Source organism: Mesorhizobium sp. LMG 17147, from assembly GCF_024297145.1.
GTDB lineage: Bacteria > Pseudomonadota > Alphaproteobacteria > Rhizobiales > Rhizobiaceae > Mesorhizobium.
The window spans coordinates 261,183-275,890 of the sequence record NZ_JANCTC010000006.1 but is presented as its reverse complement, the minus strand read 5'-3'; the positions used below and the strand labels follow the sequence as shown (position 1 = coordinate 275,890).

Genomic DNA, 14,708 nt, shown 5'->3' with positions numbered 1-14,708 from the left:
CGGCTCGCTGGCCGGCAAAATCGAGCCCGCCCTAGCTCAAATCCGGCGTATGGTCAAACAAACGCCGGTGTTCCTTGAGCGCATAAGTGTCCGTCATGCCGGCCAGGAAATCGGCAACACTGCGCGCCTTGACGCGGTCCTCTGCCCGGTCGAGCCCTTCGCGCCAGCCATCCGGCATGGCGCGCGGATCGGCGAAATAGACGTCGAACAGGTCCCTGACGATCTGGTCGGCCTCGGCGCGCACCCGCATGACGTCCGCGTGCCGGTAGAGATGCTTGTAAAGAAAGGCCTTCAGCTCCTTTTCCGATACGGCTGTTTCGGCGGAGAAGCTCACCATCGTCTCGCCGGCCGCCCTCACCGCTTCGGCGCTGTCAGGCTTGATGCGCGCCAGATTGGCCGTCGTCGAGACGATCACGTCCTCGACCATGATGGTGATCTGCCGGCGCATCAGCTCGTGGCCGGTGCGTACGTCATCGAGCGCCGGATAGCGCTGACGCACGCCCTTGAGGATCGACCCCGGCAGCGAAACGCCCTCCAGCATATCGAGCGTCAACAGCCCTGCCCTCAAGCCGTCATCGATGTCGTGGGTGTTGTAGGCGATGTCGTCGGCAATCGCCGCGCACTGCGCCTCGATACCGGCGAAGCGGTCGAGCTCGAGGTCGTGCAGTTCGGAATAGTCGCGGATCGCCTGCGGCACCGGCCCCTTCAGCCCTTTGCCCTTGGCATCGGTCAGCGGGCCATTGTGCTTGACCAGCCCCTCCAGCGTTTCCCAGGTGAGGTTCAGCCCATCGAACTCGGCATAGCGCCGCTCCAGCCGCGTCACCACGCGCAGCGACTGCGCATTGTGGTCGAAGCCGCCCCAGGCGGCCATCTTCTCATTCAGCGCGTCCTCGCCGGTATGGCCGAAGGGCGTGTGGCCGAAGTCGTGCACCAGGGCCACCGCCTCGGCCAGGTCCTCGTCGCCGCGCAGTGCCCGCGCCAGAGCGCGTGCGATTTGCGCGACCTCGATCGAATGCGTCAGCCTCGTGCGGTAATGGTCGCCTTCGTGCGCGACGAACACTTGCGTCTTGTGCTTCAGCCGGCGGAACGCCGTCGAATGGATGATGCGGTCGCGGTCGCGCTGGAATGGCGTGCGCGTCGGGCTTTCCACCTCGTCGAACAGCCGCCCGCGCGACTTCGCCGGGTCGCTGGCATAGGCCGCGCGCGGCCGATAGCCGAATCCGATGTCGCCCAACTCGTTGGTCATAGCGTATGCCGCAGTTGACTTGCCCCGTCGCGCTTCATACCTATCATACAAAACCGAAAGCAAGGTGACGCCCATGGGCGCTGATGCCAAGACCGCCATGAAAGTCGAGATGACCGACGCCGCCGCCAGGCGGATCGCCAAGATCGTGGCGAGCGAAGCCGGTAAGACGGCGCTGCGCGTTTCGGTCGAGGGCGGCGGCTGTTCCGGCTTTTCCTACAAGTTCGATCTGGTCGACAGGCGCAATGACGACGACGTCGCCATCGAAAAGGACGGCGCCACCGTACTTATCGACGACCTGTCGCTGGTCTACATGGGCGGCTCGGTGATCGATTTCGTCGACGATCTGATGGGCCAGTCGTTCCAGATCAGAAACCCCAATGCGGTCGCCTCCTGCGGCTGCGGCACCAGCTTCTCCATCTAGATCATGCCGATCATCGGCGCGGTCCGTCAGGTCGCGCTTTCCGCCGGGCGCGACCTCGATGCGACGCTGGCGTTTTGGCGCGAAGTGCTCGGCATGAGCCTGCACGCGCGTTTCGACCCGCCGGGCATCGCCTTCATCCTGGCCGGTGACGTGCGCCTGCTTTTCACCGACGGCCTGCCGGCCGGCACCGTCTATCTCGATATATCGGGCCTCGACGAATTCCACGCTTCGGCAAAGGCCGCCGGCATCCCCTTCACCGCGCCGCCGGCGCTCGTTCACCGCGACACCGAAGGCCTGTTCGGCCAAGCCGGGGAAAGCGAATGGATGGCCTTCCTAAAGGACCCGGCAGGCAATACGATCGGCCTTGTCGAACGTCATCCACCGGATCGCTAGTCTCCGGACCACCAGCCTATCGAGGCCGCCATGAAAATCGTCACCTGGAACATCAACGGCGTTCGCGCCCGCATCGGCAATTTGACCCATTGGCTGACGGAAAGCGCGCCCGACATCGCCTGCCTGCAGGAGATCAAGACGGTCGACGAGCAGTTTCCTCGCGCCGAGATCGAGGCGCTCGGCTACAATGTCGAGACTTACGGCCAAAAAGGCTTCAACGGCGTCGCCATCCTGTCGAAGCTGCGTTTCGATGAGGTCAATCGCGGCTTGCCGGGCGACGATGCCGACGAACAGGCGCGTTTCATCGAGGGCGTGTTCTCGACCGACAAGGGCGCCTTGCGCGTTGCCTCGATCTACCTGCCGAACGGCAACCCGATCGACGACGAGAAGAAGTTCTCCTACAAGCTTTCCTGGATGTCGCGACTTGAGCGCTGGGCCGAGGAGCGGCTTGCTCTGGAAGAGCCGCTGGTCCTGGCCGGCGACTACAATGTCATTCCCGAGCCGATCGACGCGAAATATCCGGAAAACTGGCTAAGCGATGCACTGTTCCAGCCGGCGACGCGGCAGGCGTTCCGGCGAATGAAGAATCTCGGCTTCACCGAAGCCGTGCGTGCCGTCACCGACTCCGCGGACGTCTTTACGTTCTGGGACTATCAGGCCGGCGCCTGGCAGAAGAACAACGGCATCCGCATCGACCATTTGCTTCTGTCGCCCGAAGCCGCCAACTGGTTTTCGTCGGCTTCGATCGAGAAGCAGGTGCGTGCCTGGGAAAAACCCTCCGACCACGTGCCGGTGGCGATCGATCTGGCGCTGCGGCCAGCCTGACCGGACCTGCCGTCCGGCGGCACATTGATAAGTTGACCTCTTATCGCCACAAATCGCGCGCTTGATGCGAAATCATCATGGTGGCTGGGGTTCCCATGACTACTCGATTTGCACTCTGCCCGATTGGCTGCGCGCTTGCGATGGCGGTGGCGACCCCGGCTTTTGCCGATGCAGAGTGCCTTGCCAACGGCAAATCATTCCAGATCGGCCGGGTCGCCTGTCTGACGCCTGCCGGCCAAAGCTACCTCGCCCGTTGCGAGATGGTGCTCAACAACACGTCCTGGACAAAGCAGCGGGATGGATGCCCGGAGGACACGCCGGCCCCGCATTTGCAAGGCACGCCGATCTCAACGCCGGCGCCCAGCGGCATGCCGGCGGAACCGAACGAGAATTGATCTCAAAACGGAATTTCTGCCGGCCTACTGGTCGCCGCCACCCTTGGTGAGGATGTCGTCGGCCAGCGAGATCGCGGTGCGGCGGTCGGCTTCGCCGGCGGCGGCAAACGCTTCTTCCTGCATGCCGCGGATCCATGGCTGGTCGGCAGGTGAGGCCCGTTCGAGCGCCGCGGTCATCATCGCCAGCCCCCGCACGATCTTGCCGCTTTGGAAGAGCAGATTGCCGAGCGTCGCCTGCGCGCCCGCATGGCCCTTTTCGGCCGCCAGCTGGAACCAGCGTCCGGCCTGCTTGACGCTGGCCTTGACGCCGCCCTCACCCTTGAGGAACATCTGGCCCATCTCGAACTGGGCGTTCGGATTGCGGTAGTTGGCGGCGGCACGCATGTAATATTCCTGGGCCGCAACCTCGTTCTCCTCGACGGGGCTGCCGGGAATGCCCTTCCTCAGATAGTCGCCAAGCGCTACCAGTGCGTCCGAAACATAGCTTTCCTCGGGCGAACCGGGCTCGACATCCTGGTCGACGATCTCTGAGAAGAACTTGAACGCCGCGTAGTCGTCTCGCGCCACGCCGTCGCCTTCGGCATACATGCGCGCAAGCTTCCAGGTGGCGCCGATCTGGCCGTTCTCCGCGGCATATTTATAGGCTTCCGCAGCCTGCTCCTTATGGCCGTTCTTGTAGGCGGAAAAGCCGAACTGGAACACCGCCCACGGGCTCGACTGCGGCTTCACGCCGGTCTTGTCGTCGAACACCTTGTCGTCGAAGGCCATGGCCTGGCCGACGGCGCCCAAGGTCGCGCCAAACGTGGCGAGCGCAACCAGTGCCGAAAGGACAGACGACCTCAACAACTCAGATGTCCGCATAGCAGTGTGTTTCTTTGGCACCGCCGGGATGGGTGACCGCGCCGTCGCGGGCAGATCCGACCGTCTGTGCGTATTTCCAGATCGCGCCCGACTGATAGTCGGTCGTGCGCGCCTTCCATGCCTTTGCCCTCGCCGCCAGTTCGGCTTTGGACAATGCAACCTCGATCGTGCCGTTCACCGCATCGATCGAGATCAAGTCGCCATCCCTAAGCAGCCCGATCGGGCCGCCCACTGCCGCTTCCGGCCCGACATGGCCGATGCAGAAACCACGCGTTGCGCCCGAAAAACGCCCGTCGGTGATGAGTGCCACCTTGCCGCCCATGCCCTGGCCGTAGAGAGCCGCCGTCGTCGACAGCATTTCGCGCATGCCCGGGCCGCCGCGCGGACCCTCGTAGCGGATGACGAGAACCTCGCCTTCCCTATAGTTGCGATGCGTAACCGCTTCGAAACATTCCTCTTCCGAATCGAAGCAGCGCGCCGGACCCGAGAATTTCAGCTCCGTCATGCCGGCGACCTTCACGATCGCGCCTTCGGGGGCAAGGTTACCCTTCAAGCCCACGACCCCGCCGGTCTGGGTAATCGGCCTGTTGGCGGGACGGACCACATCCTGGCTGTCATTCCAGGAAACATGTTCCATATTTTCGGCCAAAGTGCGGCCAGTCACCGTCAGGCAATCGCCATGAAGGTAGCCATGGTCGAGCAGCGTCTTCATCAAGAGCGGAATTCCGCCGGCCTCGAACATGTCCTTGGCGACGTATTTGCCGCCCGGCTTGAGGTCGGCGATGTAGGGTGTCTTCTCAAATATCCTGGCCACGTCGAAGAGATCGAACTTTATCCCGGCCTCGTGCGCGATCGCCGGCAGATGCAGCGCCGCGTTGGTCGAGCCGCCGGTGGCCGAGACCACGGTCGCGGCATTTTCCAACGCTTCCATGGTAACGATGTCGCGCGGGCGGATGTTCCTTGCGATCAGCTCCATGATCTTTTCGCCGGAAGCGAAATTGAAGCGGTCACGCATCTCGTAGGGTGCAGGCGCGCCGCAGGAATAGGGCAGCGCCAGGCCGATGGCCTCAGCGACGGTGGCCATGGTGTTGGCGGTGAACTGGGCGCCGCAGGAGCCGGCCGAAGGACATGCGGCTTGCTCGATCTCGAGCAGCTCGGCGTCGCCGATGGTGCCGACCGAGTGCTGGCCCACCGCCTCGAACACGTCCTGCACGGTGATCTGCCGGCCACGGTAGCTGCCGGGCAGTATCGAGCCGCCATAGATGAAGATCGACGGTACGTTGAGGCGCACCATAGCCATCATCATGCCTGGCAGCGACTTGTCGCAACCGGCCAATCCGACCAGCGCATCGTAGCAATGGCCGCGCATGGTGAGCTCGACCGAGTCGGCGATGACCTCGCGCGACACCAGCGACGACTTCATGCCCTGATGGCCCATGGCGATGCCGTCGGTGACGGTGATGGTGCAGAATTCGCGTGGGGTGCCGTTGGCCGCCGCCACACCCTTCTTGACCACTTGCGCCTGGCGCATCAGCGAGATGTTGCAGGGTGCGGCTTCGTTCCAGCAGCTGGCGACACCGACCAGCGGCTGCGCGATCTCGGCCGCCGACAGCCCCATAGCATAGAGGTAGGAGCGATGCGGCGCCCGCTCGGGACCAACGGTCACGTGGCGGCTCGGCAGCTTGGCCTTGGAGATCGCTCTGGTGTCCATACTCGTCCTTGCCGCGGGCGGTGCGGCCTGCCTCTTCGCCTAGCCTTTTGGCGCGTGTCCCGAGACAAATTCGAGGTGCGCCGCGTTTATGGCGGGAAATGGGCAATGTTCCCGGGCGGCCGGGTGGCGCGAGGGTTGTTCAGAAACTGTTGCCAAAACGTCACAATTACAGGAGCGAACATCTTGGGGGCAATTGTTGCGCCGCCGAATGCCGGACGAGCGCCGAGCGAACCGACCGGGCAGTGCCCGGCCGTTTTGTCGTTTAAAAATCCGTAGTTAGAACTTGATCTTGACGGAAGCCGAACCGGCGAGAAGCAGGTCGTTGTCGTAGCTATAGGTGACCGCATTTGCCTCGTCGCCGACACCGCTGAAAGTCGATGACCCGCTCGTCAGCACACCGATCGAGCCGCCGAGCCTGACCTCGACCTGATCGTTCGGCGAATAGGAGACGCCGCTGGCCACGGCCCAGGTATCCGACTGATAGCCGGAGGTCGTCGAGGTGCCGCGATCCCAGGTCAGCGAAACCACGCCCGACAATTGATCAGTGAACTTGTGACCGATACCGCCGGTGACCGTCCAGCCGTCGCGATAAAGCAGATCGAATGAAACGGGCGAGGGAGCACCGGTTACCGGACTGCGCACGCCATTGATGGCAATGACGCCAAGCTTGCTCCACTCCTGCCAGCGGACGGAACCAAAGGCCAGCCAGCCAGGAGCTATGCCGCTCTGCAGCTTGAATTCCAGAGCTTGAGGTATCTCAGCCGACGCCGAGACTGGGTACACGCCGGTAGAGCCGGGAATCAGATCCGCTGGAAAGGCGCCCCTGAAGCCGGTCGTGTCGACGGTTCCCGACAGCCCGTCATATTTATAGCTCGAAGAGTACATCAGGCTGGCGCGCAGAGCGATCTCGGGGATCTCATAGGCTGCGCCCGCACGCCAACCCCATGCCTCGTCGGATAGTTTGAAGATGCCGAGGCCGGTATTGCCGAAGGCGAGCAGTGTCTGACGGGAAAGAAACGCGTCTACCTGCTGGTAGGAGACACCGCCGATGAATCGTATGGCGCCCTTGCCGACGTTCACCTTATAGGAGCAGGTGAGACCGAAATCGTCTGTGTCGACGGCGTATTTGACCGCTGTCGGCGAATAGGCGTTGTTCATGCCGAAATTTGCGTCCGCACCATACGGTCTCGTATAGGTGGCAAGACAGTCTACGGGCTCCAAGATGTTGGCCTTGATGCCGACATGCGGCACCGCATAGTCGCCACCAACATCCACCGCCGACGTCGACAATCCCGAGCCATCCAGGCGCTGCACGTTCTTCAGCTTGCGCTGTGGCGAAACATAGGTGACGCCCGCATCGAACGAATAAGGCGCCGCGTCGAACAGCTGGTCGATGTTGACGCCGCCCCGGTCAAAGCCCCCGGCTTGCACCGTCCCGGCAAAACCCAGCGAAAAAGCCCCCGCGCCCAGCAGCACTTTCAGACGCGAACAACACATGAATCTCCTCCCCGAAATGTCCTTGCATCAAGCTAGAACCAATTCAGGTTAACGGCGCAACAACGAATTCGCCGTGCGTACATGTATACCTTGGCGGAACGCATTTCCGACAAGGTGTCGGCCTTCTTACCGAGGCGGGAAAATGGCCGCCTCAATACAAATCGACGAGAAAACTCGGGAAAACCGCCTAAATCACCAGGGAACAGGGGATTTTGCCTGCCCGCCCGGCCATTGTTACATTATGGCAACAATGGGGCAAAAACATTCAGTTTGCCTCAAGATTTACGCTGCGGAATGCCTGTTTTCGTGGCAAGCGGCGCAGCTGGAAAGCAGATTCGCGACCGGCGAATCTATTGCGGCCAGCCGGCCCAGTTTGTTTGATCAGCCCGCATCGCGAACCCGCGCCAATGCGACCGAAAGCTTCTCTTGCGCCTCGCGATATTCGGCGAGTTTTTCACGCTCGGCCTCCACTACCTCTTCCGGCGCGTTGGCGACGAATTTCTCGTTGGACAGCTTCTTGTAAAGCCGCGCTATTTCCTCGGTCACCTTGGCAAGCTCCTTGTGCAGGCGCGCTGCCTCGGCGGCAAGGTCGATCAGGCTGCCGAGCGGCAGGCAGATGGTCGCCTCGTTGACGACGATCTGGGCGGATCCCCTGGGTGGCGCCTCCGCTAGCGAGATGTCGCCGACCCGCGCCAGACGCTTGATGGCCGAGCCCTGACGCTCGAGCCTTTCGCGTGTCGTTTCGTTGGCGCCGATCACCACGAGCGGTGCGATCGCCGCCGGCGGCACGTTCATCTCCGAACGCACCGAGCGGATGCCGGAGACGAGATCGACCAGCCAGTTAATATCGGCGGCGGCCGCCTCGTCCTCGAAGTCGGGCGACGGCCAAGCCGCATGACAAAGCAGCGACGGCCGTTGCCTACCCTCGCCGGCGGTTTCGGCCCACAGTTCTTCGGTCATGAACGGCATCATCGGATGCAGCAGCTTGTAGATCTCGTCCAGCACGAAGGCGACGCATGCCCTGCTCTCGGCCTTGGCGGCCTCGTCGGCGCCCATGAACACCGGCTTCAGCAGTTCCAGATACCAGTCGCAGAACTGGTTCCAGACGAACCGGTAGGCAGCACCCGCCGCCTCGTTGAAGCGGTACGAGGTGATGCCGTCGGTTATGTCGCGCGCGGCTCGCGTCAGCTCCGTCAGGATCCAGCGGTTGACCGCCAGCTTGGCGTCCTGCAGCCAGAAATCGTCGTCGTGCGCCACTTCGTTCATCTCGGCGAAGCGCGTCGCGTTCCACAGCTTGGTGCCGAAATTGCGATAACCTGCAATGCGGGCCGGATCGAGCTTAACGTCGCGCCCTTGCGCTGCCATCACCGTCAAGGTGAAGCGCAGCGCATCGGCGCCGTATTCGTCGATGAGCTCGAGCGGATCGATGACGTTGCCTTTCGACTTCGACATCTTCTGCCCGTTCTTGTCGCGAACCAACGCATGGACATAGACGGTATGAAACGGCTCCTGATCCATGAAATGCAGGCCCATCATCATCATGCGGGCGACCCAGAAGAAGATGATGTCGAAACCGGTCACCAGCACGTCGGTCGGGTAATAGGTCTTCAGCTCCGGCGTCTGGTCCGGCCAGCCAAGTGTCGAGAACGGCCACAGCGCCGACGAGAACCATGTATCGAGCACGTCCTCGTCGCGGGTCAGGATCTCGCCAGGCTGGAAATTCTCGAGCTTGTCCTCGACCCAGGCCTTCCACGGCCCTTCCAGCGCCAGATAATATTCGACGGCGGCACCGAGTGCCTCTTCCTCGGTCTTTTCGACAAAGACATGCCCGTCCGGCCCATACCAGGCGGGGATCTGGTGGCCCCACCAGAGCTGGCGCGAAATGCACCAGGGCTGGATGTTCTCCATCCAGTCGAAATAGGTCTTTTCCCAGTTTTTGGGCACGAAATTGGTACGGCTCTCGCGCACCGAGGCGATCGCCGGCTTGGCCAGTTCCGCCGCATTGACATACCATTGGTCGGTCAGAAACGGCTCGATCGGCACGCCGCCGCGGTCGCCGTGCGGCACCGTGTGGCGATGCGGCTCGACCTTCTCGAGAAAGCCGCCCGCCTCCATCAACTCGACGATCTTCCTACGTGCATCGAAACGATCGAGGCCGTCGAGGCTGTCCCATACGGCCTGGCGCTCCGGCGTCACTTCCAGCCCGGCGAGAAAGTCCTCATTGTCCTTGAGGCTCACCGCCGCATTGACGGCGAGGATGTTGACCGCCGGCAGCCGGTGGCGCTTGCCGACCTCGAAATCGTTGAAGTCGTGCGCCGGCGTGATCTTGACCGCACCGCTGCCTTTTTCGGGATCGGAATATTCGTCCGCGACCACCGGAATCCTGCGGCCGACGATCGGCAGGATGAGTTTCTTGCCGACAAGATGCCGGAAACCTTCGTCGTCGGGGTGGACTGCGACAGCGGTATCGCCCAGCATCGTCTCCGGCCGGGTCGTCGCAACGGTGATGAAGGTCTTCGGATTTTCCGGATCGAAGGTCATGCCTTCAACCGGATAGCGGAAGTGCCAGAGGTTGCCGTTGACTTCCTGCTGCTCGACCTCGAGATCCGAGATGGCGGTCAACAGCTTCGGGTCCCAGTTCACAAGGCGCTTGTCCTTGTAGATCAGCCCTTCCTTGTAGAGCGTCACGAACACTTCGAGCACGGCCTTGGACAGGCCCTCGTCCATGGTGAAGCGCTCCCGGCTCCAGTCGGCCGAGGCCCCGAGCCGCTTCAGCTGGTTGAGGATGGCGCCGCCGGATTCTGCCTTCCACTCCCACACCTTGTCGATGAACTCATCGCGCGTCAGGTCGCGGCGGTGGATCTGCTTTTCCATCAGCTGGCGCTCGACCACCATCTGCGTGGCGATGCCGGCATGATCCATCCCCGGCTGCCACAGCACGTTTTTGCCGCGCATGCGCTCGAAGCGCACCAGAATGTCCTGCAGCGTGTTGTTGAGCGCGTGGCCCATATGCAGCGAGCCGGTGACGTTCGGCGGCGGGATGACGATGGTGAAGGCTTCAGCCCCGTCCTCGGCCCCGGCGCCGGCCCGAAACGCGTCGGCCTCTTCCCAGATCCTGGCAATCTTCGGCTCGACGGCTTTGGCGTCGTAGGTCTTTTCGAGCATGGGAAAACGGTCCGCGCTGTCCGGAATTTGTGGTCCGGTGTAAATCGGAAGGTTGTTGCCAAGTCAACCGCAAGGGCGGCATGGCCAATAGATAGCGCCGGGATGGTTCGGTGCAACTCGCGGAACTGAATGTTGCAAGGCAATCGCTTCAGGTTTGCACCGCCCCTCATTGCCCTGCCGGGCATTTCTCCCCGTATGGTGACTGGGCGAAAGACACCTTCGCGAACGATTTCGTCAACCTCCCGCGTTGCGGAAAGAATGCCGAGGTTGCGGCCAGCCCCTTCTCCCCGTCACTATGCGGGGAGAAGGTGCCGGCAGGCGGATGAAGGGCAGCGCCGACTTCGACAATTCGCCGGTCGAGCCGCCTATCGGCGGCGTTTCCTGCGAACTGCTACTGTGCGCCGCGCGCGACGCGCTCGATTTCCTCGCGCACCAGTCGCTCGACCAGCGTCGGCAGGTTGTTGTCCAGCCAGTCCTGCAGCATGGGCCGCAGCATCTCCTCGGCCATCTCGTCGAAGGTCTTCTTGCTGCGGCTGGCAAACGCGTCGGAAAGCTCGCCGAAGGCGGCGGCAACCTGCCGGCCCGTATGCTCCGAAAGGATCGCCGGGCGTGCGGGCGGCGGCTCGCTGCCCGCCGGACGCGCCAATCCGACTTTCGAAGATTCCGGGCCGATTTTCGAAGGTTCCGGGCCGATTTTCGAAGGTTCCGGGCCGCTTTCCGAAAGCTCCGGCTCAATTTCCGAAAGCTCCGGCGCAGGTCCAGCAGTCGCCTCATCCTCGAAAACCTCGGCTTTCGGCTCGGCGTCCGGCGTCCGGGGTGGCTCGGCGCGCTCCGGCTTGGTCATCGCGTCGCCGACCGCGGCGATCTCGCGCCGCCAATCGGCAATGATGGTGTCGGTCGTCTCGCCAGCGTTGGCCATCGCAGGCCGATCCGGCTTTGCGGCCGGTGCGGGAGCGGCGTTCACCTCAGCCAGCGTCACCGGTGCTTTTGCCGGGCCGGGGCGGAGCGGCGTTTCCAGGCGCTCAATGACCGGCGCGGCCGTTGGCTGCACCTCGGCCCGCGTGGCCGGCTTGGCGATCTCCAGTCCGCCGCGCAGTTCGGAGCGGAACGCATCCGCCTCCGCCGTGCGTCCGGCTGCCGGTGCCGGTTGCAGATCCTGGCGCAGCTCGTCCGCTTCGCCCGGCTGCTTGCGGCCGGTATCGCTGTCCTCGATGATCCTTCTGATGGAAGCCAGTATCTCTTCCATGGAAGGTTCGCGCTGTACGCTGCTCGCCGTCGCCATCGTCACATCCGCCGCCCTTGTGACTCGTTCTCAGATTTCCTGTCCGGCAAACGCCGGATTCGAATCATGGCAACAGCGTAACCGACGGAACGCCTTGCGAGAATCCCCAATCTGGCGACATCTCGGATTTCAACAGATTAGGGTCGGGAGTTGAAGCCCGCGCGTCGTTCGAGCGCGGGCTGAAGACACGGCCTGGCGATCAGCGGCCGTCCGGCGTGCGCAGGCCGATCCACTTGTCCTTGACGGCATTGTAATGCTCTTCGGGCCTGTACTTCGTCACATTGAGCGCAAGCCGGTCTGCGGACAAATGGCCAACCGCCGAGAGGATGGCATAGCTCGCCACCACAACGTCTCGTTCGGCGCTGACAAGATTGATCTTGGCGGTGATGAGGGTCGCCTGCGCGTTGAGCACGTCGAGCGTGGTGCGCTGGCCGACATTGCGCTCTTCGATGACGCCGTTCAGGGCAAGCTGTGCGGCGGCGACCACCTGCCGGTTGGCCGTGACGCTTTGCTGCGCGGCGGTGTATTGCGACCATGCCGAGGTCACAGCCTGGCGCACTTGGTCGCGACTGACATCGACCTCGATACGGGCCTGGCTGAGCGATTCCTTCGACTGGCGAACGGTCGCCGAGGTCCGTCCGCCCGAATAGATCGGCACGATCAGCGTGGCGCCGATGTTCGCCGACGTCCTGGTGCCATCCTGCGACGCCCCAAGGACGCCTGGAACCGTGTTGCGATAGTCGCTGGAGACGCCGGCGCTGGCCGAAAGCTGCGGCAGCAACGCGCCTTCGGCCGATTTCACCGAAAACGCCGCCGCGTCGACCAGATGCGCGGTGGCGAGGATGGCCGGATGCTCGGCCGACGCGATCGCGATCGCCGCATCGAGGCTCGACGGCAACAGCTTCGAAAGCGGCGAAGCCGGCCTGAGCCTGCCCGGCTCGTCGCCGACGATCTGGCGATAGGTCGCAGCACTTGCCAGTGCCGTGGCGCGGGCGGCACTCAACTGCGCCACCGCGGAGGCACGCTGGGCGTCGGCTTGCGCGACGTCGGTGCGGGTACCCTCGCCGACCTCGAAGCGCGAACGCGCCGCACGCGCCTGCTCGGTCAGGAATTGCAGGTTCTGTTCGGTCAGCACCGCAATCTGGCGGTCGCGGATCACATCCATATAGGCGCTCGCTGCGTTGAACAGCGTGTTCTCTTCGGTGTTGCGCAGGCTTTCGAACGAAGCGCGGACCCGCGCTTCAGCGGCAGCGACGTTGTTCTTGGTCTGGAAGCCGTCGAACAGGGTTTGGTTGATCTGGACGCCAAAGTTGCCCGTGGTTATGCGCGCGGTTCGACTAGTACCATTGACGTGGGTGCTGGTGTAGTCGATGTCCGCGGAACCCGTTACGGTCGGGCGCCAGCCGGACTTGGCGATGGCAACGCCCTCGTCGGTGACGCGAACGCCGGCGCGTGAAGAATTAAGCGAGGAATTGTTCTGATAGGCCTTTGAAAGCGCCCCGAGAATGGTTTCGGCCGAGGCGGCCAGTGGAGACAGCGCGGTCGCCGAAACGAGGACGGCGGTAAAAAGTAACTTGCGTACAGACGGCACGTTATATTCCCTCATTCGTTTTGCACGGGAACTGCGCCACGCTGGCTTCTCCTTCTGATCAGCCGGCGCCGCGTTTTTTATCGTTCCCCCGCTGAAAGCCCCCAGAAACGCCCGGTTATGCAGATCAGCAACGATTGTTCAAACGCAAGCGATCATGACAGCGCCTTCGCTGCAAGGCAAAATCACTCAGAATTCGAAGGCGGGAATGCGTTCGAATCCCGGTAGTGGCTTAATTGCCGCATTAAATGCGCGTCTTCCCGTTACAACCCCCCCAGTCTTAAAAAAAAGCCGGGCTACGCCCGAATTGCCCTGCCCTTCCACGGCGACGAGTCGGCCGCCTTCGGCAAGCTGGTCGAACAGCGCCGCCGGCACCTCGCCGACGCTGCCACCGATCAGGATGACGTCGTAAGGCGCCTTGTCGGCATGCCCCTGCGGCAACGGTCCCTGGACCACGGTGACATTGCCGCAACCCAGCGCCGCAAGCGTCGAAGTGGCAGTCTCGGCCAGCGCCGGATCGCTTTCCAGCGCCACCACGGACCTTGCCAGCCGCGACAGGATCGCCGCCGGATAGCCGGTGCCGCAGCCGACATCGAGTGCCGAATCGCTTGGGCCGATATCGGCCAGCTGCATCAGCTTGGCCAATGGCGACGGTTCCATCAGATAGCGCGGACCGTCGGCCGTATCGGCAATGTGGATGTCCTCGTCGATATAGGCAAGGTCACGCTGGCCGGGGGCAACAAAGGCCTCGCGCGGCACGACAAGCATAGCCTCGAGCAGCGGTGCGCTGGTCACGTCGGTGGTGCGGATCTGGCCGTCGACCATCTTCACCCGGCGTTCGGCAAAATCAGCGCTCATGTTCCAACCATCCGCTTGCCGCGCAAAGGCCGCGGCTGTTTCGACCGGAACTGAAGCCCCCTGGCGCTGACGCGCGGGAGCTCGGGCATTGGAGGCCTCGCCCGGAATCGAACCGGGGTGCAAGGATTTGCAGTCCTCTGCGTAACCACTCCGCCACGAGGCCTCATTGCTCCCGGCGTTCCACCCGGCTCCAATAGGTTGCGGCGAAAATGCCGTCAAGCGGCCACCATGCATTCCCAACGGTTCTTCCGACATCGAGGCACTGCTTATCAATGCAATGCCATGCTAGCAATAACATATTAGCTTATCGTTAAGGATGATCCTCGGCGACAGGAACCCGAAACCGGCGGCCACGTTGGGCAGAAAGAAGGGTTCCGCCATGGGTCGAGCAGCTACGAAAGACGGCACACCGCGCGGATTGTCGCAGTCTGCAGAGCTTGTGCGCTATGCCATCGATCGCCTCAGC

The 14,708-nt window shown here is 63.0% G+C and carries 12 protein-coding genes and 1 tRNA gene; 4 read left to right on the top strand and 9 right to left on the bottom strand.

Features of this window, described 5'->3' with window-relative positions:
• Positions 1-31: 31 nt before the first annotated feature.
• Positions 32-1,246: a deoxyguanosinetriphosphate triphosphohydrolase gene (locus NMG46_RS14450; RefSeq protein WP_254818315.1), complete on the bottom strand. Its 1,215-nt coding sequence runs from the start codon at positions 1,244-1,246 to the stop codon at positions 32-34.
• A 73-nt stretch (positions 1,247-1,319) separates the two neighbouring features.
• Between NMG46_RS14450 and erpA the strand changes: the two genes are divergently transcribed.
• The 4 genes from erpA to NMG46_RS14430 all read left to right on the top strand — a co-directional run bounded on the left by erpA (position 1,320) and on the right by NMG46_RS14430 (position 3,280).
• The gene (gene erpA / locus NMG46_RS14445) at positions 1,320-1,667 is read left to right on the top strand and encodes an iron-sulfur cluster insertion protein ErpA (RefSeq protein ID WP_254818314.1); all 348 of its coding nucleotides are present in this window, start codon (positions 1,320-1,322) and stop codon (positions 1,665-1,667) included.
• Positions 1,668-1,670: 3 nt separating this feature from the next.
• The gene (locus NMG46_RS14440) at positions 1,671-2,060 is read left to right on the top strand and encodes a VOC family protein (protein WP_254818313.1); all 390 of its coding nucleotides are present in this window, start codon (positions 1,671-1,673) and stop codon (positions 2,058-2,060) included.
• 30 nt (positions 2,061-2,090) lie between these two features.
• A complete protein-coding gene (gene xth, locus NMG46_RS14435) occupies positions 2,091-2,885 on the top strand; it encodes an exodeoxyribonuclease III (protein ID WP_254818312.1) in 795 nt (264 codons plus the stop codon).
• Positions 2,886-2,962: 77 nt separating this feature from the next.
• Complete coding sequence (locus NMG46_RS14430) at positions 2,963-3,280, top strand: hypothetical protein (protein ID WP_254818311.1); 318 nt, start codon at positions 2,963-2,965, stop codon at positions 3,278-3,280.
• 24 nt (positions 3,281-3,304) lie between these two features.
• Here the strand turns inward: NMG46_RS14430 and NMG46_RS14425 are convergent, their stop codons facing one another.
• From NMG46_RS14425 to NMG46_RS14390, 8 genes are all read right to left on the bottom strand, one after another.
• Positions 3,305-4,141 (bottom strand): tetratricopeptide repeat protein, encoded by an 837-nt coding sequence (locus NMG46_RS14425; protein WP_023678939.1) that lies wholly within the window; start codon positions 4,139-4,141, stop codon positions 3,305-3,307.
• Positions 4,128-5,852, bottom strand: coding sequence for a dihydroxy-acid dehydratase (ilvD, locus tag NMG46_RS14420; protein ID WP_254818310.1), 1,725 nt, complete (start codon positions 5,850-5,852; stop codon positions 4,128-4,130). Before ilvD ends, NMG46_RS14425 begins: the two co-directional genes overlap by 14 nt.
• A 276-nt stretch (positions 5,853-6,128) precedes the next feature.
• Positions 6,129-7,349 carry an OmpP1/FadL family transporter gene (locus NMG46_RS14415; protein WP_254818309.1) on the bottom strand — a complete coding sequence of 407 codons (1,221 nt, stop codon included), beginning with the start codon at positions 7,347-7,349 and terminating at the stop codon, positions 6,129-6,131.
• Between the two features lie 381 nt (positions 7,350-7,730).
• Positions 7,731-10,514, bottom strand: coding sequence for a valine--tRNA ligase (locus NMG46_RS14410; protein WP_254818308.1), 2,784 nt, complete (start codon positions 10,512-10,514; stop codon positions 7,731-7,733).
• A gap of 391 nt (positions 10,515-10,905) precedes the next feature.
• On the bottom strand, positions 10,906-11,796 hold the full coding sequence (locus NMG46_RS14405) for a PopZ family protein (RefSeq protein WP_254818307.1): 891 nt from the start codon (positions 11,794-11,796) through the stop codon (positions 10,906-10,908).
• Between the two features lie 199 nt (positions 11,797-11,995).
• A complete protein-coding gene (locus NMG46_RS14400) occupies positions 11,996-13,402 on the bottom strand; it encodes a TolC family outer membrane protein (protein WP_254818306.1) in 1,407 nt (468 codons plus the stop codon).
• A gap of 171 nt (positions 13,403-13,573) precedes the next feature.
• Positions 13,574-14,242, bottom strand: coding sequence for a protein-L-isoaspartate O-methyltransferase (locus tag NMG46_RS14395; RefSeq protein WP_254818305.1), 669 nt, complete (start codon positions 14,240-14,242; stop codon positions 13,574-13,576).
• A gap of 89 nt (positions 14,243-14,331) precedes the next feature.
• Positions 14,332-14,405 (bottom strand) — tRNA-Cys (locus NMG46_RS14390).
• Positions 14,406-14,708 lie beyond the last annotated feature (303 nt).